Origin of the sequence: Candidatus Manganitrophus morganii, from assembly GCA_021651055.1 — a bacterium.
Lineage (GTDB): Bacteria > Nitrospirota > Nitrospiria > SBBL01 > Manganitrophaceae > Manganitrophus > Manganitrophus morganii.
Genome location: JAJHOH010000001.1, coordinates 4,266,161 through 4,287,287 on the forward strand (window position 1 = coordinate 4,266,161; position 21,127 = coordinate 4,287,287).

Consider the following 21,127-nt stretch of genomic DNA (forward strand, 5'->3'; position numbering starts at 1 on the left):
TTGTCATCGTCACCCGCGCCGTTCGATGAGACAAACCGCTTGCGCGGCGATTCCTTCTCCCCGCCCGATGAAACCGATCTTTTCATTGGTCGTCGCCTTGATGCTTACCGCGGCCGGATCGATCGAAAGGGGGCGGCTGATGTTCACCTTCATCGGATCGACAAAAGGAGCAACCTTCGGTTTTTCGGCAATGATGACGGAGTCAATATTAACGACCTGATAACCCTTTTGTAACAGAATCATTGCCACCTCTTCTAAAAGCCGGAGGCTCGAGACCCCCTTCCACTTCGGGTCGCCTTCCGGAAAGTGCCGGCCCAGGTCTCCTTCTCCAACGGCCCCGAGGAGAGCGTCGCAGATCGCATGGAGCAGGACATCGGCATCCGAATATCCCTTGAGCCCCTTCTCGAAAGGAATCTCGACCCCCCCCAGGATGCAGGGAGATCCTTCGACGAGTTGGTGAACATCGTACCCGATGCCGATTCGGATCATCGATGGAGCCTGCTTCCGCGCGCCCGAAGGAAGATTTCAGCCGTCTCCAGATCGGGAGGGAGGGTGATCTTGATGTTCTCGATCGATCCTTCCACACAGCGAATCGGCACCCCCCGCCTTTCAACCAGCATTGCCTCGTCGGTCGCTTCGAACCCCTCCTGCGCCGCGCTCCGGTACGCCTCCAGGAGGATTCCCAATCGGAAGACCTGCGGCGTCTGCATCGCCCAGACATTTTCCCTCGGAAGGCTCCTTAGGATCATTTTATCAGAAGAAACCTGTTTCAGCGAGTCGGTGACCCGAAGCGCCGCAACCGCGCTTCCCTCCGCCTTGGCCGCCTCGATCACTCTTTCGATTAATTGCGGGGTGACCAGCGGCCGGACACCGTCATGAACCACAACCAGGTCGTTCTGATCGCTCCATTCTTCCAGATAGGAGATCCCCGCCCAAACAGAATCTTGGCGGCGTTCCCCTCCCGGAAGAATCTTCGTCACTTTTGTCAGCGAATGATCCGAAACGAGACGCTCGAAGAAGGAGAGATCTTCTTTAGATGTAATGCAGACAATCTCATCAATGAGGGAAGCATCTTGAAAAGCGGTGAGGGTGTGGACGGCCACAGGGAGACCCTGGAGCGCCAGAAACTGTTTCTTTATTTTGCCTCCCAGCCGCGTTCCCCGACCGGCGGCAGGAATCACCGCATGGATCATCAGTTGGCTCTCACCGCCTGGTACTCCTCGCGCTCCGGCTCTTCACGGACGCGGGTAAAGATCATCCTCCCGGCCGTGGTTTGTAACACGCTGGTGACGACGACATCGATATTCTTTCCAATCCACTTCCTCGCCTCATCCACAACAATCATCGTGCCGTCATCCAGGTAAGCGATCCCCTGTCCCGATTCTTTTCCCTCCTTTAGGACGAAAACACGCATCGTCTCGCCGGGGAGCACCACCGGTTTTAAGGCGTTACAGAGTTGGTTGATGTTCAAAACCCGAACCCCTTGAAGTTCCGCAACTTTGTTCAGATTGAGATCATTGGTTACTACTTTTGCCGACATCCGTTTTCCAAGGGCGACGATTTTCGAATCGACATCTTTGATGGAAGGGAAATCATCATCCACGATCCGAACGTCGATATCGACCATTTTTTGGATGCGATGGAGAATATCGAGTCCCCGGCGGCCCCGGGCCCGCTTTAAGGAGTCGGATGAATCGGCAATATGCTGAAGCTCATGCAGAATGAACTGTGGAATGATGTACGTTCCCTCCAGAAAACCGGTTTCGCAAAGATCGGCAATCCGGCCGTCGATAATGACGCTGGTATCCAAGATCTTGCTGTTCGATGCGGCGGGGGGGTCGGCCTGGCGTTTTGCAGGAAGCAGCAGACCCGGATCTTTCTCAACTTTGAGCGCGAGCACCAGCCCCATATAGGAAAAAAAGAGAAGAGAGAATCCCTTCCAGAGCAAAAATAAAGAGGGGTTGGAAGAGAAGACCGGATCGAGCATGAGGTTGAGGAGACCGCTTGATAGGACCCCGATGATCAACCCGAAACAGCCCCAGAAAAGCCTTTTGACCGCGGCTTTTTCCAAATAGAGGCCGAAAGCGACCAATCCCCCTCCGAGCGTCAGCCCGATCAGTGCGCCCCAGAATGCATCCCCTTCTTCGACAAGTCGAGAGGCGACTGAATAACCGGTAAGGGTACTGAGCAGAATAAAAAAGGCATGTATTGCGTAATTTCCCACCATCATAGCCGCCCCTCCCGTTTGGTGAAACAAGAGTCGATTGCGCCATCATCGTTACTCGAATGAGTTCTCTGAAATCCAGTTTAACGGTATCTATGAGATACGCTCGCCGCCGATGATTTAAGTAATCAAGGAGCAATCGTGACGAACATGGTTCTTCCCTGTCGGTTAATGAGAAGCAAAACCGCTTCGTCCTTTCCGATTTTTGAGATCAGTTCATCATAGTCATCCGTGTCTCGGACAGGTTTGCGGTTGACCTCCATGATCAGATCGCCCCGTTGCAGTCCGACCTCGTCCGCAACACTTCCCGGATCGACGCGGGTGATGACCACCCCTTTGTCGTTTCGATTCAAGCCGAGTTGTCTGGCCGCCTCCGGGGTCAGGTTCCTGACCTCGATTCCGGCAAGAGCCGTACTGGTCGCTTCCGGGTCCGCTTCCACATCGCCGCTTCCGGCGATATCTTTCGGCTGTTCCTCGATCGTAACCTCTAACTCTTTCTCCTTCTTATCACGAACCACACGCACTTTGGCCTTGGTCCCGACGCCGGTTTTTGCCACCAAATTTCTGAGCTGCGTCGAATTCTCGACCACTTGACCGTTAAACTGAACGACCACATCCCCCCGATGGAAGCCGGCCTTTTCTGCAGGGCTATTGGGAAGGACATCGCTGACGAGGGCTCCCTTGGACTCTTTGAGGCCGAACTCCTTGGCGAGCTGCTGCGTCACCTCTTGGATCGAGACCCCCAGCCAGCCGCGGACGACCTTGCCGTCTTTCGCCAAGCTCTCCATGATCGATCTCGCCATGTTGCTCGGAACGGCAAAGCCGATCCCCATGTAGCCGCCGCTCTGGGTGAAAATGGCCGTATTGATCCCGACCAATTCTCCATGCGTGTTGACCATCGCCCCCCCCGAATTGCCGGGGTTGATGGCGGCGTCGGTCTGGATGAAGTCTTCATAATCGGCGATGCCGACGTTGGCGCGGCCGACCGCCGAGACGATCCCCATCGTCACTGTCTGGTTCAGCCCGAATGGATTGCCGATCGCCAAAACATACTCTCCCACCTGCAGCTTGTCCGAATCCCCCCAGGAAACGGTGGGAAGCTCTTTTGCCTCGATCCGGATGACGGCAAGGTCGGTCTTCGGATCGCTGCCGATCAGTTTGCCCTTGAACTCCCGCTTGTCTCCCAGCACCACTTTAATTTCATCCGCCTTCTCCACGACATGATTGTTCGTGAGGATCAGGCCGTTCGGGTCGACGATCACCCCCGATCCCAGGCTCTGCGCGCGCCGCTCGCGCGGCTGGCCGCGACGGGGAGGCTCATCGCCGAAGAATCGCCTGAAGAAGGGATCGTCAAACGGGAAACCGGGCGCCTCTTCCCCGCGATCGACCACCCGCGTGGTCGCGATGTTGACCACCGCGGGTGTCACCGATTTGGAGATTTCAACAAAGGTCTGTTCGGCTTGGCTGATGGCGGGGGGCTTCGATTTTTGAGGATCGTTGACCGCCGCCCCGAATGGAAGAAGACGAAACTCGGAGACAAGTGTAATTCCGATGACGATTCCGAGAATAATCAAAAAAATGGAAAATACAAGCCGTTTTGGCCGTATTTCATGATGAACATCTGACATTCATTTCCCCCGGTGGGTACCGCAATTAATGAAGAAGCGACTCAACAATTTTCCGACGTCCTTCATGAAGATGGATAAAGATGAATGAATTATTTTTTCATTTGGTGTATGTTGGCGCATTATACTATAGCTGTCTTCGGAAAGTAAAGTTATTGAACTATCAATGAGATAAAGAGACTGAGGGCGATTGAAGAGATCAGACAAAGAGCGCAATGTCCGAGGGGGACCTAAGTTGGAACATCCAAGGGGAAAACAGACCGCTCGGAAGGGAAAAGAGGGTCATGGGATTTCCGCCGATTGGATCGAAAAGGGACGGCGGTTGATTTGGCACCCCTTCACCCAAATGAAGGAATGGGAGAAAGAGGTCCCGACGATTATTGACCGGGGAAAAGGGGTCACGCTGATCGACGCCGAAGGAAAGCGATACATCGACGGCGTCTCTTCCCTTTGGGTCAACATCCACGGCCATCGCAAAAAAGAGATCGATGAAGCGCTGATCGATCAAATTAAACGGATTTCCCATTCCACCCTTCTCGGTCTCACCAACTTCCCGGCGATCGAATTGGCTGAAAGGCTCCTGAATATTGCCCCGCCCGGCCTGACCAAAGTCTTTTACTCCGACAACGGATCGACCGCCGTCGAGGTGGCGATCAAGCTCGCCTACGGCTTCTGGCAACGACGCGGAGGGCTCTATCGAAAAAAGAGCAAATTCATCTCTTTCAAAAGCGCCTACCATGGCGATACGATCGGGGCGGTCAGCGTCGGCGGAATCGATCTCTTCCATCGAGCGTACGCGCCCCTTTTGTTTGAAACGATCAAGGTCCCCTCCCCCACCTGCTACCGATGCCCTCTCTCTTTGACCGCTCCTTCTTGCGGCATGGCTTGTATTGAAGAGGTCGAAAAAACGATCAAGCGCCACCGCCGGGAGCTGGCCGGCCTCATCATCGAGCCGCTCGTTCAAGCGGCGGCGGGGATCTTGACCTCTCCTCCCGGGTATCTGAAGCGGATCAGGGCGCTCTGCAACAAATACGACCTGTTGATGATTGCCGACGAAGTGGCGACCGGGTTCGGCCGGACCGGCCGGATGTTTGCGTGCGAGCAGGAGGGGGTCACCCCCGACCTGATGGCGATCTCCAAAGGGATCACGGGAGGGTACCTCCCGCTGGCGGCCACCCTGACGACGCAACCGATTTACGAGGCCTACCTGGGGGAATATGCCGAATTCAAGACCTTCTTCCACGGACACAGCTACACGGGAAACCCGCTCGGCTGCGCCGCCGCGATCGCCAATCTGAAAATATTCGAAAAAGAGAAAGTGCTCGATCGGCTCCGGCCGAAAATTGCATTCGTCAAAAAAAGACTCGATCCCTGGAAGCGCTGGGCGCATGTCGGGGAGATCCGTCAGGCCGGCTTGATGGTCGGGATTGAATTGGTTGCGGATAAAAAAGAGAAGACCCCCTACCCGATCGAATGGCGGGTCGGCGCGCAGGTCTGCCGCCGCGCAAAGGAAAGGGGGGTGCTTCTCCGGCCGCTCGGCAACGTGATCGTTTTGATGCCCCCTTTGTCGATTTCGATTCGGGAGCTGGAAAGGCTGATTCGCATCGTCGGTGAGGAGATCAAGCGGGTGACGTCTGAAATTAAGTAGAGGGGGTTTTCTCTTTTTGCCAGCGTTGGTATGTTTTTAAATAACCCTCGAGGATCTTGTTCGGATCCCACTGGAGCATTTTGGCATATTGGTGAATGTAGCTGCGGAGGTAGACCTCGGCCGGAAGGGTCCGGAAATTATCCTCCTCGATGCTGAGGAGATAGGTGAGATTGATCCGGGTCCGGTCGGCGATTTCCTGAAGAGAGACCCCTTGCCGCTCCCGCATTCCTTTGAGCGTCTTTCCGGTGATCTCTCCGGAAAGCGCCTCCTCCTGGGAAGGGGCGGCCGGCGCCTCTTGAGCGGAAGAGGCGATCCGCTGCGCAACCTCCTCGACCGCCTGCGCCAGCGATTCATCATATTTTCTTTTTTTTTCCTGATCGATGAGTGTCTGGTAGGCTTCCTCGATTTTCTTGAAAATCAGAGCGCGGTCGCCTTGATCGAAAAGCGAATAAGATGCGATGGAATCGCTCCCATAGGTCTTCTTCGCCAATTCGTAAGCCTTTTGAATCTCTCCCCACGTCGCCCGATACGGTATCTCAAGGATCTCGTAGTAATTCTGATCTGAAAATCTCTTCATACTCAATTGGTTGCTGGTGACCGCCCCATTTTTATGGCTATTGGTTTACAATCGAGTTTAACTTCAACTCTTCTTTTTTCATCAGATTCGAAACGGTTCGCTCCAAACAACGGGCGGCACTCGAATAGGGAAATTCAAGCAGCAACGGACGCTTCTTTTTCGTCGCCTGCCAAACATGGTCATCGTATTCGATGTATCCCGCATAATCAACCTTGATTCCGAAATATTTTCCGCAAGAACTCCGCATCGAAAAGCCGAGGGTCATGTCGTCCTTGGAGCGAACCTGATTGACGACGATTTTCGGGGCAAAGGTATAAACCGCCTCTTTCAGCTTCTGCCCCGCCTTTTCATTCATCGCTGCGACCTGATCGATCAGATCGTGCGGCGTTCGGATCCCCCGCTCGTTTTTCTCATCCATGGCGAGGGTGATCATCTCTTTTACTTCGGGATCTCGGGCGATTTTCTTAAATCGGCGATAAAAGGCGCTTTTGATAAACCGGTAGACATTTTCGATGGAGGTCGGCTCGGGGATGACGCTGAGGATCCCCGTATCGGCGCTCAGGAAAAAATCGAGGTTCGTAAAAGAGGTTCCCGCCCCCAGGTCGAGGATGATATATTCGAAGTTCAACTCATGAATCTGGCGGATCAACCGCATTTTCTGGCTGTGTTTCGGATTGGCGATCTCCAGATAATCCTGGGCGCCGGAGATCAGGGCCAGATTCGGGATTTCCGTTTGTGTCAGGACACTTTCAATATTTCTGATTTTTCCCTGGATAAAGTCGGAAAGGGTCGTCCCGGGGGTGACGCCGAGGCAGGTGTGAAGGTTGGCGCACCCCAGGTCGGCATCGACCAGAAGGACCCGCTTTCCCATCCTGGTCAGGGCGATCCCCAGGTTTGCGGCCAAGAAGCTCTTTCCGGTCCCCCCCTTTCCCCCTCCGACCGCCCAGATTTCCTTTTTAGGGGTTTGGAGACCGCTGAATAATCCGATATTTTCCATCATGGCCGTCACAAATTCCCGTTCGCTTGCGCCCGATTCAGAGTCAGAAAATGGAGATCCATATTTTTCGGTAGATTGCTTTTTGAGAACAGTTGTTATCATTATATCAAACCGGTCCTGTTTTCAACTAAAATTATGGTATTATTTCTAAAATTCGGAGACGAGTCGGAAATGATTATTCAAAGAAATAGATTGTTTCGTTTTGGTGTCGTGATGATCCTGCTGGTATTTCCCCTCACCCTTCTTGCAGCGGATCTGTTTCATGAGGACTTTTCTGCGGGTCACGATAAAGAGGGGCTCCCGAAGGGGTGGGAGCTCAAGCAATGGTTCGGAAACACGCGAAAAATCGAGACGGTCGAAGAAGCGGGGGTCACGGCGCTCCGTCTGGTCAGCGACGGCAACAGTTTCGGCGTCTACCGGGAGAAAGAGCTCAATCCAAAGAAGACCCCCATTCTTTCCTGGCAGTGGAAGGTGACCCGGCTGCCGGAAGGGGCCGATGTCCGGGACAAAAAAAAAGACGATCAAGCCGCTCAGATGTATGTGATGTTTCCCCGATTCCCCAAGATGGTCAATACCCGGCTCGTCGGTTATATCTGGGAGACCAGCGCTCCCAAGATGGCCGAAATCACCAGCCGGAAATCGTCGAATACCCGCTACATCGTTCTCCAAAGCGGTCCCGAAAATCTGGGCAAATGGGTGACGGAGACGAGAAATGTCTACGAGGATTATAAAACCCTCTTCGGAGAAGAACCTCCGGAGATCGGGGGGATCACCATCATGATCGATTCGGACGACACCGACTCTTCCGCCGAAAGCTACTTTACCGATATCCGAATTGGAAAAAAAGAATAACCCCGCCGGAGCAGCCATCCCCTCCCTTTCGCTCGCCAAGGTTCTGTTGATCGTCAATCCGGCGGCCGGATCTCGCTTGAAGAGAAAAAAGCTCGGCCGGATCATCGAACATCTCCGCCGGGCGGCCGCCTCTCACGAGATTATTTACACCACCGCCGTCCGGGACGCCACGCGGCTCATCAAGGAGAAACGGACGGAAGGATGGACCCTTTTCCTCTGCGCGGGCGGAGACGGCACGATCAACGAGGTCGTGAACGGGATGATCGATGAAGACGATCCCGCACCGGATCAAATTCCTTCTCCCCCGCTCGGAATTCTACCGACCGGAACCGGAAACGGACTGGCGCGCGAGATCGGCCTTCCGCTCGATCCCTGGAAGGCGTATCAGGCCCTTCTGGCCGGAACGGCCAAACCGATTTTTCTCGGCAGAGTCACCCGGCAGGAAAATCCTTCGGGCGCCAAGGCGCATCGTTACTTTGTTCTCCTGGCCGGCGCCGGCTTCGACGGGTATGTCAGCGGCCGGGTCGAGCGGCGCAGCGGCCTGCTTCGAAAAATCCCGAAGCTCTGGGTCTATTTCATTCTCGGTTTTATCGGCCTCTTCACCTATCGTTATCCGACCCTTCGTTTTACAGCCGACGGCGCTTCTTATACCGGCTCGACGGGGGTCGTCGCGCGGGCAAGGCTGATCGCGGGCCCGTTCATCTTTTCACCCTTATCGGATCTCCGTTCTCGCTCCCTCATCCTCTGTCTCGTCAAACCGGCCGGTCCGCTCGGATATTTCGGCATGCTCCCTCCCCTTCTGTTGCGAAGGAAGCCGGGAAAGGACGTTCAATATGTTGAAGGAAGGGTGATTGAAGCGGCGGGAGAAGGGATCATTCATGTAGATGGGGAAACGATCGGACCCCTTCCGGCGCGATTTACACGATCGGAGAAACCGATTTTTCTGGTTTATCCAAAATAGGCCGAAGAAAACCGAATCCGCTGAAGAGCGCGTTAATCTGGGGGATCGATCTGATCGATCGTCAAGACGGAAGCCCCCCCCTTTTTCATCTCTTCGGCTGCTTTTTCGCTGTCGCCGGGGTGGACGTCGACCCCGCGTGAGGCATCCTTCAAAAAGACCGTCTCGAACCCCGCTTTGAGCGCATCCAGGACGGTGTTCTTCACGCAATAATCGGTGGCGAGGCCTCCGACAAAGAGCCGTTCAACCTGCTGCCGCCGGAGCCGTTCCGCCAGATCGGTTCCCTGAAAGCCGGAGTATGCTTCTTTGTCGGGATCGGTTCCTTTTAAGATCATCGCCACATTCTTCGGGAGGGTCAAACGGGGGTGAAATTCGGCCCCCTTTGTTCCTTGCACGCAATGCGCCGGCCAGGGGCCGCCCCGCTCCTTAAAAGAGAGATGATTTTCCGGGTGCCAATCGCGCGTCGCATAAATCGGCGCGCCGGATCTTGAAAAGAGATCGGCATACCGGTTTAGAATGGGAGCCACCGAATCTCCCGCGGGAACCGCCAGCGCGCCTCCCGGACAAAAGTCGTTCTGAACGTCGACCACGATCAATGCGGTTTTGTCGGTGATCTTCATTCGCCTTCCTCTTCACTCAAAATTATATAAAAATCCAAGGGAGAGGGGCAACGGATTTTCAAGCCCTTGATTTTTCGGTCAGTGTCGCTATAATGAATTATCTGCTTAAAATTATACTCAAACAGGGCTATCAGAAATCAATGTTTGAGAAACATCATCGACGCCTGTTGAGATACGGCCTGGGGCCGCTGATCTTGATGGTCGCCCTCCTCCTTAAAGAATGGGCGGGTGCCGTCTTCAGTGCGCAAGGGCCTTTCCTCCTTCTTTTTGTCCCGATCCTCATCAGCGCCTGGCACGGCGGGCCGGGACCCGCCCTCGTAACGACTTTCCTGGCCGCCGCCGCGTCCGATTATTTTTTCCTCCCTCCCCTCCACTCCTTTGGACGATTCGACCGGAGCGCCCTGACCCAGTTCAGCCTCTTCCTTCTCGAAGGGATCGCGATCAGCTTCTTGGCCGCGGCCATGCATTCCTCCGAACGGCGCGTCGATCGGACGGCTCCCTCGGAAAAAGCGAATCCGGAACTGCAGAATCAGATCGCCGAAAAGAACCGGACGGAAGAGCAGCTCCGAAGGAGCGAGCATCAACTCGCCATGGCGCAGGAGATCGCCTCCCTCGGAAGTTGGGAGTGGGATATTCGAGAAAACAAGGTGACCTGGTCGGATGAGCTCTACCGAATCTACGGCCTGAAGCCCCAATCGTGTGTGATGACTTATGAGATATTTCTCGATCGCGTGCACCCGGACGACCGCTCCCAGACGCAGGAAATGATCAGACGGGCGCTCTCCGACCAACCGTCGTTCAGCTTTTCTCACCGGATTATTCGTCCCGACGGCGCCGTCCGGACGCTTCAAGCGCGGGGGGAGGTGGATCGGGGTCCGGACGGCCAACCGATAAAAATGATCGGCACCGGGCAGGACATTACGGAGCGGAGCGAGGGGGAAGAGGAGTTGCGGCGCGCGGAAGACTTTCTCAACTCCATCGTCGAAAACCTTCCGAACATGATTTTCGTGAAAGAGGCGCAGGAGCTTCGGTTCGTGCGATTCAATAAAGCCGGCGAAGCGCTGTTGGGCTACCCCAGAGAGGATTTGATCGGAAAAAACGACTATGATTTTTTTCCGAAAGAACAGGCCGATTTTTTCGTCTCTAAAGACCGCCAGGTCCTCTATGAGGGCCGTTTGGTGGATATTCCGGAAGAGCCGATCCAGACAAGGCGCCTCGGCATGAGGATTCTGCATACCAAGAAGATCCCCCTCTACGACAAAGAAGGAAAACCGCTCTACCTCTTGGGCATCTCCGAAGATATCACCGAGCGAAAGAAGGCCGAGGAAGAAAGGGAGCAACTGGTCCGGGAGCAGACGGCGCGCATCGAAGCCGAAGCGACCCAACAGCGTCTGACCTTTCTCTCCGAGGCCGGGGCGCTGCTGACCTCCTCCCTCGAATACGAGGCGATCCTCACCCGCCTGGCCGAGTTGGCCGTTCCCCGCCTGGCCGACGGGTGCACCGTCAGCATCGTCGAGAAGGATGGATCGATCCATCCCGTCGCGTTGTCTCATGTCGATCCGGAAAAAGCGAAACGGCTCCAGGAGCTCCAAGAGCGTTATCCGATCGATCCGAATCAGGCCGAGGGGGTGCCGGAGGTGCTGCGGTCGGGCCGTCCTGAGATCTACACGGAGATTTCCGACGCGAATCTGGCCGGATCCGCCCGGGATGAAGCCCATCTTCGAATGCTGCGGGAGATCGGGCCCCGATCGGTCATGATCGTTCCGCTCATTATCCAGAGTCGTCCGATCGGAGCGATGACCTTCCTCTCCGCCGAGTCGGGCCGCATATACAGCCCGAAGGATCTCGCCCTGGCGCAGGACCTTGCCCGGCGGGCCGCCCTCGCCATCGAGAATGCGCGCCTTTACCGGCAAGCCCAGGAGGCAAACCACGCCAAGGACGAATTTCTGGCGGTGGTCTCCCATGAGCTTCGGACCCCCCTCAATGCCATTTTGGGATGGTCCCACATTATGCAAGGAGAGACGCTCGACGCGGAGACGAACCGTCGCGCCCTGGAATCGATTTCAAGAAACGCAACGTCGCAAGCGCAACTGATCGAGGACCTTCTCGACGTTTCCAGAATCATTACCGGCAAACTCCACATGGAGGTCCGCCAAATCGAGGTCGCCCCGGTTCTCCGCGCGGCCATCGATGCGGTTCAGCCGGCCGCCGACGCGAAAGGGATTTCCATCACATCGCGCCTCTCCGATCCGTCGATCTCTGTCTTGGGAGATCCCGATCGGCTTCAACAGGTCATTTGGAATCTGATCTCCAACGCAATCAAATTCACCCCCCGGCAAGGGAGCGTTTCCATTGAGGTGGATCAAATCGATTCCGATGTTCAAATCCGCGTTCGCGATACCGGAATAGGGATCGCTCCCGATTTTCTTCCTTATGTGTTCGATCGATTCCGGCAGGCCGACTCCTCGAGCACCCGCACGCATAGCGGCCTCGGCCTGGGTCTGGCGATTGTCCGCCATCTTGTCGAACTCCACGGAGGAACGGTCTCCGCGGAGAGCCCCGGAAAAGGAAAAGGGGCCGCCTTCACCGTTAAATTACCCGGCCGGCCGGTCCGGGTGAACGAGGAGATGCGGCGGCTTTCGACCGCGATGCAACCCGGCAGCCCGGGGAAGCGCCCGGTCCTGCGCCGTGGTTTACGGGTGTTGGTTGTGGACGATGAAGCGGACGCGCGCGATCTTGTGATGACGACCCTCAGACAGTGTCAGGCGGAGGTCACGGCGGTCGGATCGGTGAAAGAAGCGATGAGAGTCATTGCGGAAGCGCGCCCCGATATCCTGGTGAGCGATATCGCCATGCCCGAAGAAGACGGATACGACCTGATTCGAAAAATCCGGGCGCTGGCGCCGGAGCAAGGGGGGAATATTCCCGCCTTGGCCCTGACGGCCTATTCAAGAACGGAAGATAGCAAGAAAATTCTTTCGGCAGGCTTCCAGACCCATCTTTCGAAACCGGTCCAACCGGCGCAGCTCGCGGCCGCCGTTGCCAAGCTCGATGAAAGAAGGGATACCGGCATTTTACTTGAAGTGGAGTGAAAGGCTAAGCGCGGCCTTCCGCCGCGGGGTGGGTCTCCGAATCGAGGTGACGGTTCATCTCCTCGACATTTTCTTTGAAGGGAGCTTCCCATGTTTTGGGAAGAGGCTCCCCCCGAACGACGTCGGCGTTTTTCGGATTGATCGGTTTGCCGTGCCGCATGAGGGTATAGTGAAGATGCGGACCGGTGCTTAATCCGGTCGAGCCGACCCGTCCGATCATCTCTCCCTGCGCGACCTTTTTTCCCTTCCGGATCCCCTCCCCGTAACTTGAAAGATGTCCGTAAAGGGTGCTGTACCCGTTTCGATGCTGGATGATGACCGTCTTTCCATGCCCGCCGTTCCAGCCGACGAAGCTGACGGTGCCGTCGCTTGCGGCCATCACCGGTGTGCCGCGGGGGGCGGCATAGTCGACTCCCAAATGGGGCCGATTCACCTTGAGGACCGGATGAAAGCGCTTGGTCGTAAATCCGGAGCTGATGTAGCGGTAGCGCAGGGGCGATTTCAAGAAAGCCTTCTTCAGCGACCTTCCGTTTTCATCGTAGTAATCCCCTTTTCCGCCGTCGTTGGAAAAATGGTAAGCGCGGTAGGTCTCTCCCTCGTTCATCAGCTCCGCCGCCAATACCCGGCCGGTCCGGAGGATCTTTTCCTCATTTTTAAACACCTCATAAACGACCCGGAAGTGCCCTCCCGATTGGATCTCGGTGCTGAAGTCGACGTCCCAGGCGAAAATATCCGAAAGATCGAGAATGACTTCCGCCGGCACCCCGGAGCGCCGCGCCGATTCATAGAGGGTGTCTGAGATGACTCCGTTGTGACTGACAATGTCTCGTTCGAGAGGGGTTTTCTCTTCGACCACTTGGAACCCGTTCTCCGAGCGCTCCACCTTGAGAGAACGGAACGGGTCGATCTGAACCAGCATCTTACCGACCGCTTGAGGGGCTTCCTCCAAGAAGACGATGATCTTTTGCCCGGGGATGATCTTCCTCAGATCGTACACTTTTTTGGCCGCTTTCATGATATCGAAAATCTCCGCATCGGGAATCCCCAAGACAGAGAGAACCGCAAAAAGCGAATCGCCCGATTTGAACGTATGCTCCTTTACGATTTCTTTTACGATTTCTTCGGCGCTCTCCGGGGCCAGGGCGGAGAGGATATCGGGGGCGATCTCGGACGACAATCCCTCGGCCGATTGTTCATTCACCGAGCCGGTCTCCCCCTCGGGGGCTGAATCACTCTCGGGCAGCCAATGCGACACGAGGTAGAGCGATAAGAAAAAAAGGGTTAATCCGAGTCCGACTTTCCGCATAGAACCTCAAACTGATACAGAGCAGTTGATATTATTATATCCGATGCGAGGATTTTAAAACGAGAAAAAAATGAAAAAGCCGCTGCATTGTAACATAAAAAAAGCCGGATCGATCCATTTTTATTTAAATTTTCTAAAGAGAGTGACGTAGATCATCAAAATGGCGGGGACTCGAAAAGGGCCGATCGTGTTTCTTTACCGCCGACTGTGTTATGCTCGGCGCAACGGAGGGATCGATGTTGATCGGGCAACAGCAGCCTTTTTCGACTGTTTTCAATAATCACCTCGGCGCGCCCGCCGTCTTTTGTCATGAAGCCTATCTTACGTTCGGGACCTGTCAAGCGGTCTCCCCTTCTCTTCGCCTCGGCGGCGGCGATTCTTCTCCCCACCAACTTCATATCTCTCGGGAAGACCTTGCCGCAACGCCGGTTGAAACACGCCAGCAGAGAAGCCTCTCCCGGGAGTTTGGGATCGAGCCCTTCTCCTGCGGATACGGCATCGAGCAGGTCGGAACCGGGATCGGCATGGGGAATGTTCTTCGGTATGACGCCTACCTCTGTATTTACGAGCGGACCCCCTTGGAATGGCTCTCATTAACCGAGCAGGCCACCTCCGATCCGGCTTCCGCCGCCCCCTTCGAATGGGAGAAGTTGGGTTGGGCCGACCGTCATCGCGCGGCGCTGTTGATTCCTTATGGATATCTCATCGGTATTCTGCGGATCGATTCAACGCGCGGGCGTCTTTTGCTGACCGGCGGAGCCGCCTCCTCTCCCTCTTTCACCGTCATCCGGGACCGGATCTCGTTCAAACCGGCCTCTTCCAAAGGGCTTCCCACGGTCGTTCAAGAGCAGATGTCGGAATCTCCTCTCACTGCTTATGAGCTGAACCGTTTCTCGGAATGGAAAGAGTACACCGAGTCGATCGGCCGTCTCTTCATTTTCAGTCGCCCCTGACCCTCCCCTTCTTCCCGTCACTTGCGTTCGCTTCCGCAATTTGCTATCGATATAGAAACGAGGTCCGATCGATGTTTTTCAAGCTCAGGAGTAAACAGATCAGAGAGTACCGTCACCCCTTTCTTCGCTACGGGATGGGCGTGCTCACGGTGGCCCTGATCCTATCCCTGAAACTCCTCATTGACCCTTTCATCCGCGAGGAGAGCCCCTTTCTTCTTTTCCTCATTGCGGTCATGGTGAGCGCCTGGTACGGCGGCTTGGGACCGGGGCTGTTGGCAACCGCCCTATCGGCCCTCGTCAGCGATTACGTTTTTCTCGTTCCACATTACGGCTTCCTCGGTTACACACCGGGACAAACGGTCGAGATGGGGCTTTTTATCTTCGAAGGATTGGTCATCAGCGCATTAACCGTCGCGCTTCATTCCGCCAAAAACCAAGCCGAAGCGAGTATGGAGGAGGCCCGCCATAACGAAGAGACTCGCCGCCAAAGCGAGGAGCGCTTCCGTCTTCTTGTCGACGGGGCGAGAGACTATGCGATTTTTATGCTTGATGCGGCGGGGCGGGTGATCAACTGGAACGCAGGGGCCGAGCGGATCCAAGTGTACCAAGCGGAAGAGATCCTCGGAAAGCCGATCTCCCATATCTATCTTCCCGAACAAGTGCGGCAAGGGAGGCCGGACAAAGCGCTCCAGATTGCCGCGACGGAGGGACGCTTCGAGGAAGAAGATTGGCGGATGCGGAAAGACGGATCGATTTTTTGGGCGCTCATGGTGGTCACGGCGCTGCGGGATGCCTCCGGAGGCCTGAGCGGCTACTCGGTGGTGATGCGCGACATCACCGAGCGGAAGCGGGCGGAAGAGGAACGGAACGATCTTTTGATCCGAGAGCAGAAGGCCCGCCTCGAAGCGGAAGAGGCCAACCGTTCGAAGGATGAATTCCTTGCGATGATCTCCCACGAGATTCGAACCCCGTTGAATGCGATCCTCGGTTATTCACAACTGCTCGGCTCCGGCATGTTCAACGAGGAGCAGGCCGCGCGGGCGATCGAATCGATCGAGCGGAATGCGAAGGCGCAGGCCCAACTGGTCGAAGATCTGCTCGATGTCTCCCGGATTATTACCGGCAAACTTCGCCTTCATCCCAGGCCGATCGATCTCATTGAAGTGATCGAGGCCGCTGTGGATACCGTCCAGCCGGCGGCGGATGCAAAGGGGATCCGGCTGGAATCGGACCTGGATCCCTCCGCCGCTCCCTTCGTGGGCGATCCCGATCGGCTCCAGCAAGTGACATGGAATCTTGTTTTAAATGCCGTCAAGTTTACCCCGGAAGGAGGGGAAGTTCGCGTCGGACTCAAACGGATTCCCCCCTATGTCGCGCTGACGGTCAGCGACACCGGAATCGGCATCCCTCCCGACTTTCTTCCTTTTGTGTTCGAGCGTTTCCGGCAAGGAGAAGCCTCCCCGAATCGGTCGCACACCGGCCTCGGTTTGGGCTTGTCGATCGTCCGCCACCTCGCGGAGTTGCACGGCGGGAGTGTCCAGGCGACCAGTGAAGGAGAGGGTCGAGGGGCGACATTTACCGTGAGGCTCCCCGTCCGGGCGATCCGGACGGGAGGATCAAGCCCGGTGCGTTCCGAGGAAGAATTTCCGACGATGTTGGAGGGGATCAAAGTGCTCGTGGTGGACGACGAGGCCGATGCCCGGGATCTTGTCACGTTGGTGTTGAAGCAGCGCAAGGCCGAGGTCGCCGCGGTCGGATCGGCGGAAGAGGCGCGCCGCGCCCTGGATTACCTAAAGCCGGATGTTTTGGTTAGCGATATTGCCATGCCGGAGGTCGATGGATATGCCTTGATCGGGCGGTTGCGGCAGGAGGAATCGGAGGGACGGCGGCACATTCCGGCCGTCGCGCTGACCGCCTACGGCGGCTTCGAAGATCGACAACAGGCGTTGATGGCCGGTTTTGATGCTTATCTCGTCAAACCGGTCGATCCCGAACGGCTGGCTAAAGCGCTCTCCGCGCTCGTCCGATCGACCCCGTCTTGAACATTCCGATCGCGCACTCCCCGTCCCGCAGATAATTGATGATGTAGCGGGGCTTCGCCCCAAGCCCCACCTGCCTGAATCCAATGTCGTGGGGCTGCTCGCCCCACACCCCCGCCGCGGGGGGTGCGTGCCCACCCCCCTTCGGATTCCCAGGGCAGCCGGGGGGAAAGTACCCCCCCAGCTCCCCCCGTCTTACGGTCAGAACTCGCACCCCCACGGAAGAGCACCGTGGATGGTGCTTCAGACAGCTGACCTAATAGGGTAGGTGGAACGATTTGATTTGTAGTGGGTCTCTGCGTCCTCGCTCCACCCATCCCCCAGTGGGTCCCTTGCGCTGCGGGCGCAGAGCCCCACAGAACATCACCCCGAATTCTAAGAATTAAATCAAAACCCAAGAGCAAAGAGCGTGCGCGTCATGGGCGTCCTGCGCCCCCCATTCTCCTGCGTTCTTCTGTCCAGACGTATTATCGACCAAATCAGGTCAGCATGTTTGAAGCACAATCCACGGTGCTCTTCCGTGCGTTGTGCGAGTTCTGACCGTGGGGGGAGCAGGGGGGGGCTTGCCCCCTCCGCTGCCCTGGGAATCCAAAGGGGGTTGGGCACGCAACCCCCGTGGCGGGGGGTGGGGCGAGGAGCCCCACGACATTGATCCTCGCAGGTGGGATCCGGGGCAAAGCCCCTTCTATTCGTGGGTCAGTTTAAATTTTGTCATGCTCGCGGAAGCGGGCATCCAAAGGTTTAAGAGCACTGGATTCCCGCTTTCGCGGGAATGACGACCAAAAAGGAACCGCTCAACCCAACTGACCCACTACCCAATTTCCGCTTTACGCGTCCGGTTTTCTGATGTAAAGTGAGGCGGTCATTTCGTTAATAAGAGAGAGCCATGCCGACGGGAAAAAAAACAAAGGGGCAGGTCGAGGCGGAGATCAGCAACGCCGTCATTCAATTCGAAAAAGATTACATGGGCCGTGGCCCCAAGGAAACGCAGACCTACATCATCGACGACATGATCCTGCTCCGCCTCAAGGGGGTGCTCACCCCCGCCGAGCAGCAGTTGGCGAAGAATCCGGAAGGAACCAACCTCATCAAACAAGTCCGCTCCAATCTCCTGGAGCAAGGCCGCGGGCTCCTCTCGGAGCTGATCGAAAAGATGACCGGCCTTAAAGTGATCAGCCTTCACACCGACATCAGCACGAAGAGCGGAGAACGGGTGATTATTTTTTCTCTATCGGAAAACCTTGAAAGACGGTTTGAGGTTGATCCAGGCAGATAAAGTTCCCCTGGAGGTAGTAACGGTCTGGTTCTTCCTGATCCAATGCTGCAAAACCAGAATTTCTATCTTATCGGAATATAACTCTATTGTTTGACATTTTTTTGGTATTTACTTATGATCGCGTAGTCTTCATTAAAGAATGATAATTGCTAATTCCCTGTCAGTTTCTTTTCTCATAGATCAGCCCTCGAAAAATTGCAAGATAGGTTTTTAAGAGGAAGATCAATGCAAATCCCCGAAACTCTTAAAGAACGCTTATCCAGTGGTAATGTCATCCCTTTTATTGGATCAGGCGTTTCCATGGCGGTGCGGAACGCAAAGACGGGGAACCAGCTTTTCCCCAGCTGGAAGGAGCTACTGTGGCGGGCAGCAATTCGTTTGGAGCAAGAGGGAAAAACCAAAGACGCAACTTTAGTAAGATCTCTCTTGGAAATAGATCCTCCCGATTATCTGGAAGCTGCAAGCCGTGCCCGCCAAAGCTTGAAAGCCGTTTGGTTCGAGTTTCTAAAAAAAGAATTAGATCATCCTCGCGAAATGGTGGAGGATAAAAGTTTAGAACTAGCTCGTTGTATATGGGGCTTAGGTAGCCGCCTTCTCATTACAACAAATTATGATCGCATATTGAATTGGACCTGCCCGGAGCAGCATAACCTCTGCATTTGGGATGTTGAAGCTCCGGCGGAACAAATCGCCGCTCTCCGGGAGGGACCGAGACAAATAAAACGTCCATCAGTTTGGCATCTTCATGGTCATATCGATAATGTCACAAATTTAATCCTAACTCCTGATGGCTATAAACTCCTTTACCCAGAAACAAACGGAGTGAACACCCAATACCAAGCAGCCATTGAGACCCTACGCGCCTTCTTGGCCCCTCGAACTTTTCTATTCATAGGTTTTAGCCTGGATGATTCTTACTTTGGTGCGCAGCTTAAACTGATAGATACAATTTTTAAGGGAACCACAGGACCTCATTATGTGTTGGCCCGCGAGGTTGATCGGGAAAGAATTAAGGCCCTTGGTATACCGTTAGAGATCCTTACCGTTCCAGACTTTGGGCAGCCTTTGCTAGACCTACTGCACAATATAAGGAATGTGGCTTCCGAATGTAACTCACCAGGGAGCAACCTCACCATTAAATCATTGGATGTTACCACGCAGACTTATGCTCCCCGGAACCCAGTGTTTTTTGTTCCATATCGCTCTAAAGGGAACCAAGTTGTTGGAAGAGAAGCGGCCCTTCAGGCAGTGCGTAAGCAACTTACACAAGGCCATCATACAGCTATCGGCCAAACGGCAGCCTTTCAGGGCTTAGGCGGCCTCGGTAAAACCCAGTTAGCAGTGGAATACGCTTATCGCTATCGGAGTGAGTATCCGAACGGTGTGATTTGGCTAAGCGCCGATCAGGATATCGACGCGCAGCTAACAGAATTATCCGAGAAGGCGCGATGGATCGCTCCTGAGTCCGAGCACAAATATAAACTAGAAGTAGCACAGCAGCGGGTAAGAAGCTATTCCGATTGTCTTATAATATTCGACAATCTTGAAAATCTTGATACGATAAAAGAATATCTTCCTTTTCCAGATGCTGAGCCTCATATTTTAATTACCAGCCGAACCGACCAACCTGGTTTTACTCCAGTTCCTCTTGACCCACTTGATAATTCTCTTTCATTCAAACTGTTGATCCAGGAGGCTCATAGAGAACCCATTGGAGAGGAAGATTATCAATCAGCAACGGAAATCGCAGAGACCTTGGGGGGCCTCCCCCTCGCCTTGGAATTGGCAGGGGCCTATCTTTGTCATCGCCCATCAGTCTCTTGGCCTCAATACAGAGACCTTTTGAAAAAGAATCTTAAGGCCGCTTTGCCGGACAAATTTCTCAGGGGCAGCTTTACCCAACATGAGTCCGATCTTTGGTCTACTTTAAAAGTGAATGAAGAAGTTTTCTCTGAAGAGCCCCGGTTGCGGGATGTTTTAGATCTACTCACTTGGAGTGGTCCAGCGCCGATGGGCCATTCGTTACTCTGCACGCTCCTCGCCACACAAAATCCAACAGAGTTGATTAACGCCTTCGGTCTTGGAACGGCCCTCCGGCTGTTGCAAAAAACTCCAGAGACGGAAAGCTATGCGATCCATCGACTTGTCAGAGAAGTACGACAAGAAGATATTTCACTAGTCGGACGCAAAGAGTGGGTTGAGAAAATATGCAAACTGTTGGGAAATTGGTTTCAGGAAAGGAAAGATGATTTTGCCAACCTACCTAGTTATGAAGCTGAGATTGATCATCTTCGGGCCTGGCAAGAGCATGCTCTAATTTATTCAGTGCAACATGTAGCCCGTCTGACCTGGCTACAAGCCTACCCACCCTATCACCGAGGCCGTTATCAAGAGGCAGAACAACTGGTTAAAAAAGCTATAAGTTTTTTTGAACAAGAACAACAAAATGATCTGGAACTAAAAGCTCACTTATTAGCTGATCTTGGCTTTACTAGCTCCGCTTTAGGTGATCACAAACGGCAGCTGGAATATTCTGAGAAAGCTTTAGCGATCAGAAGAGATTTATTTGGAGAGCAGCATCCAGATATAGCAACCTCGCTCAACAGTATAGGAAATGCTTATGGAGCTTTAGGTGATCACAAACGGCAGCTGGAATATTTTGAGAAAGCTTTAGCGATCAGAAGAGATTTATTTGGAGAGCAGCATCCAGGTATAGCATCCTCGCTCAACAGTATAGGAAATGCTTATGGAGATTTGGGCGATCACAAACGGCAGTTGGAATATTCTGAGAAAGCTTTAGCGCTTAGCAGAGATTTATTTGGAGAGCGACATCCAAAGACGGCGACGTATCTTAACAATATAGGAAATGCTTATGGAGCTTTAGGCGATCACAAGCGGCAGCTGGAATATTCTGAGAAAGCTTTAGCGCTTAGCAGAGATTTATTTGGAGAGCGACATCC

The 21,127-nt window shown here is 54.6% G+C and carries 17 protein-coding genes; 8 read left to right on the forward strand and 9 right to left on the reverse strand.

The window, feature by feature from the left end:
* Window positions 1-9: 9 nt before the first annotated feature.
* From ispF to MCM46_19670, 4 genes are all read right to left on the reverse strand, one after another.
* A complete protein-coding gene (gene ispF / locus MCM46_19655) occupies window positions 10-489 on the reverse strand; it encodes a 2-C-methyl-D-erythritol 2,4-cyclodiphosphate synthase (protein MCG3114027.1) in 480 nt (159 codons plus the stop codon).
* Complete coding sequence (ispD, locus tag MCM46_19660; GenBank protein ID MCG3114028.1) at window positions 486-1,193, reverse strand: 2-C-methyl-D-erythritol 4-phosphate cytidylyltransferase; 708 nt, start codon at window positions 1,191-1,193, stop codon at window positions 486-488. Before ispD ends, ispF begins: the two co-directional genes overlap by 4 nt.
* Window positions 1,193-2,230 (reverse strand): TRAM domain-containing protein, encoded by a 1,038-nt coding sequence (locus MCM46_19665; protein MCG3114029.1) that lies wholly within the window; start codon window positions 2,228-2,230, stop codon window positions 1,193-1,195. The genes ispD and MCM46_19665 overlap by 1 nt, the downstream gene beginning before the upstream one ends.
* A 122-nt stretch (window positions 2,231-2,352) precedes the next feature.
* Entirely contained in the window at window positions 2,353-3,852 is a 1,500-nt protein-coding gene (locus MCM46_19670; protein MCG3114030.1) for a DegQ family serine endoprotease, read from the reverse strand.
* A 232-nt stretch (window positions 3,853-4,084) separates the two neighbouring features.
* Between MCM46_19670 and bioA the strand changes: the two genes are divergently transcribed.
* Complete coding sequence (gene bioA, locus MCM46_19675) at window positions 4,085-5,497, forward strand: adenosylmethionine--8-amino-7-oxononanoate transaminase (protein ID MCG3114031.1); 1,413 nt, start codon at window positions 4,085-4,087, stop codon at window positions 5,495-5,497.
* Here the strand turns inward: bioA and MCM46_19680 are convergent.
* Together MCM46_19680 and MCM46_19685 are read right to left on the reverse strand one after the other, a co-directional pair.
* Complete coding sequence (locus MCM46_19680; protein ID MCG3114032.1) at window positions 5,490-6,074, reverse strand: helix-turn-helix domain-containing protein; 585 nt, start codon at window positions 6,072-6,074, stop codon at window positions 5,490-5,492. The two genes, bioA and MCM46_19680, sit on opposite strands and share 8 nt — an antisense overlap.
* A 37-nt stretch (window positions 6,075-6,111) precedes the next feature.
* Window positions 6,112-7,074, reverse strand: a complete 963-nt coding sequence (locus MCM46_19685; protein MCG3114033.1) for an AAA family ATPase — start codon at window positions 7,072-7,074, stop codon at window positions 6,112-6,114.
* Between the two features lie 189 nt (window positions 7,075-7,263).
* On the opposite strand from MCM46_19685, the gene MCM46_19690 reads away from it, so the two are divergent.
* The gene (locus tag MCM46_19690) at window positions 7,264-7,923 is read left to right on the forward strand and encodes a DUF3047 domain-containing protein (GenBank protein ID MCG3114034.1); all 660 of its coding nucleotides are present in this window, start codon (window positions 7,264-7,266) and stop codon (window positions 7,921-7,923) included.
* A complete protein-coding gene (locus MCM46_19695) occupies window positions 7,907-8,884 on the forward strand; it encodes a hypothetical protein (GenBank protein ID MCG3114035.1) in 978 nt (325 codons plus the stop codon). Before MCM46_19690 ends, MCM46_19695 begins: the two co-directional genes overlap by 17 nt.
* A 32-nt stretch (window positions 8,885-8,916) precedes the next feature.
* On the opposite strand, the gene pncA is transcribed toward MCM46_19695, so the two are convergent.
* Complete coding sequence (pncA, locus tag MCM46_19700; GenBank protein MCG3114036.1) at window positions 8,917-9,501, reverse strand: bifunctional nicotinamidase/pyrazinamidase; 585 nt, start codon at window positions 9,499-9,501, stop codon at window positions 8,917-8,919.
* 140 nt (window positions 9,502-9,641) lie between these two features.
* On the opposite strand from pncA, the gene MCM46_19705 reads away from it, so the two are divergent.
* Window positions 9,642-12,593 carry an ATP-binding protein gene (locus tag MCM46_19705; GenBank protein ID MCG3114037.1) on the forward strand — a complete coding sequence of 984 codons (2,952 nt, stop codon included), beginning with the start codon at window positions 9,642-9,644 and terminating at the stop codon, window positions 12,591-12,593.
* Between the two features lie 4 nt (window positions 12,594-12,597).
* On the opposite strand, the gene MCM46_19710 is transcribed toward MCM46_19705, so the two are convergent.
* Window positions 12,598-13,899: a peptidoglycan DD-metalloendopeptidase family protein gene (locus MCM46_19710; protein MCG3114038.1), complete on the reverse strand. Its 1,302-nt coding sequence runs from the start codon at window positions 13,897-13,899 to the stop codon at window positions 12,598-12,600.
* A 236-nt stretch (window positions 13,900-14,135) separates the two neighbouring features.
* Here MCM46_19710 and MCM46_19715 point away from each other — a divergent pair, with 236 nt between their 5' ends.
* Both MCM46_19715 and MCM46_19720 read left to right on the forward strand, forming a co-directional pair.
* Window positions 14,136-14,852 carry a hypothetical protein gene (locus MCM46_19715; protein ID MCG3114039.1) on the forward strand — a complete coding sequence of 239 codons (717 nt, stop codon included), beginning with the start codon at window positions 14,136-14,138 and terminating at the stop codon, window positions 14,850-14,852.
* Window positions 14,853-14,923: 71 nt separating this feature from the next.
* Complete coding sequence (locus MCM46_19720; GenBank protein MCG3114040.1) at window positions 14,924-16,894, forward strand: ATP-binding protein; 1,971 nt, start codon at window positions 14,924-14,926, stop codon at window positions 16,892-16,894.
* Here MCM46_19720 and MCM46_19725 read toward each other — a convergent pair.
* Window positions 16,854-17,111, reverse strand: coding sequence for a hypothetical protein (locus MCM46_19725; protein ID MCG3114041.1), 258 nt, complete (start codon window positions 17,109-17,111; stop codon window positions 16,854-16,856). The two genes, MCM46_19720 and MCM46_19725, sit on opposite strands and share 41 nt — an antisense overlap.
* A 666-nt stretch (window positions 17,112-17,777) precedes the next feature.
* Between MCM46_19725 and MCM46_19730 the strand changes: the two genes are divergently transcribed.
* On the forward strand, window positions 17,778-18,167 hold the full coding sequence (locus MCM46_19730) for a DUF2294 domain-containing protein (GenBank protein ID MCG3114042.1): 390 nt from the start codon (window positions 17,778-17,780) through the stop codon (window positions 18,165-18,167).
* A 225-nt stretch (window positions 18,168-18,392) separates the two neighbouring features.
* A partial coding sequence (locus MCM46_19735; GenBank protein MCG3114043.1) for a tetratricopeptide repeat protein occupies window positions 18,393-21,127 on the forward strand: 2,735 nt, incomplete at its 3' end.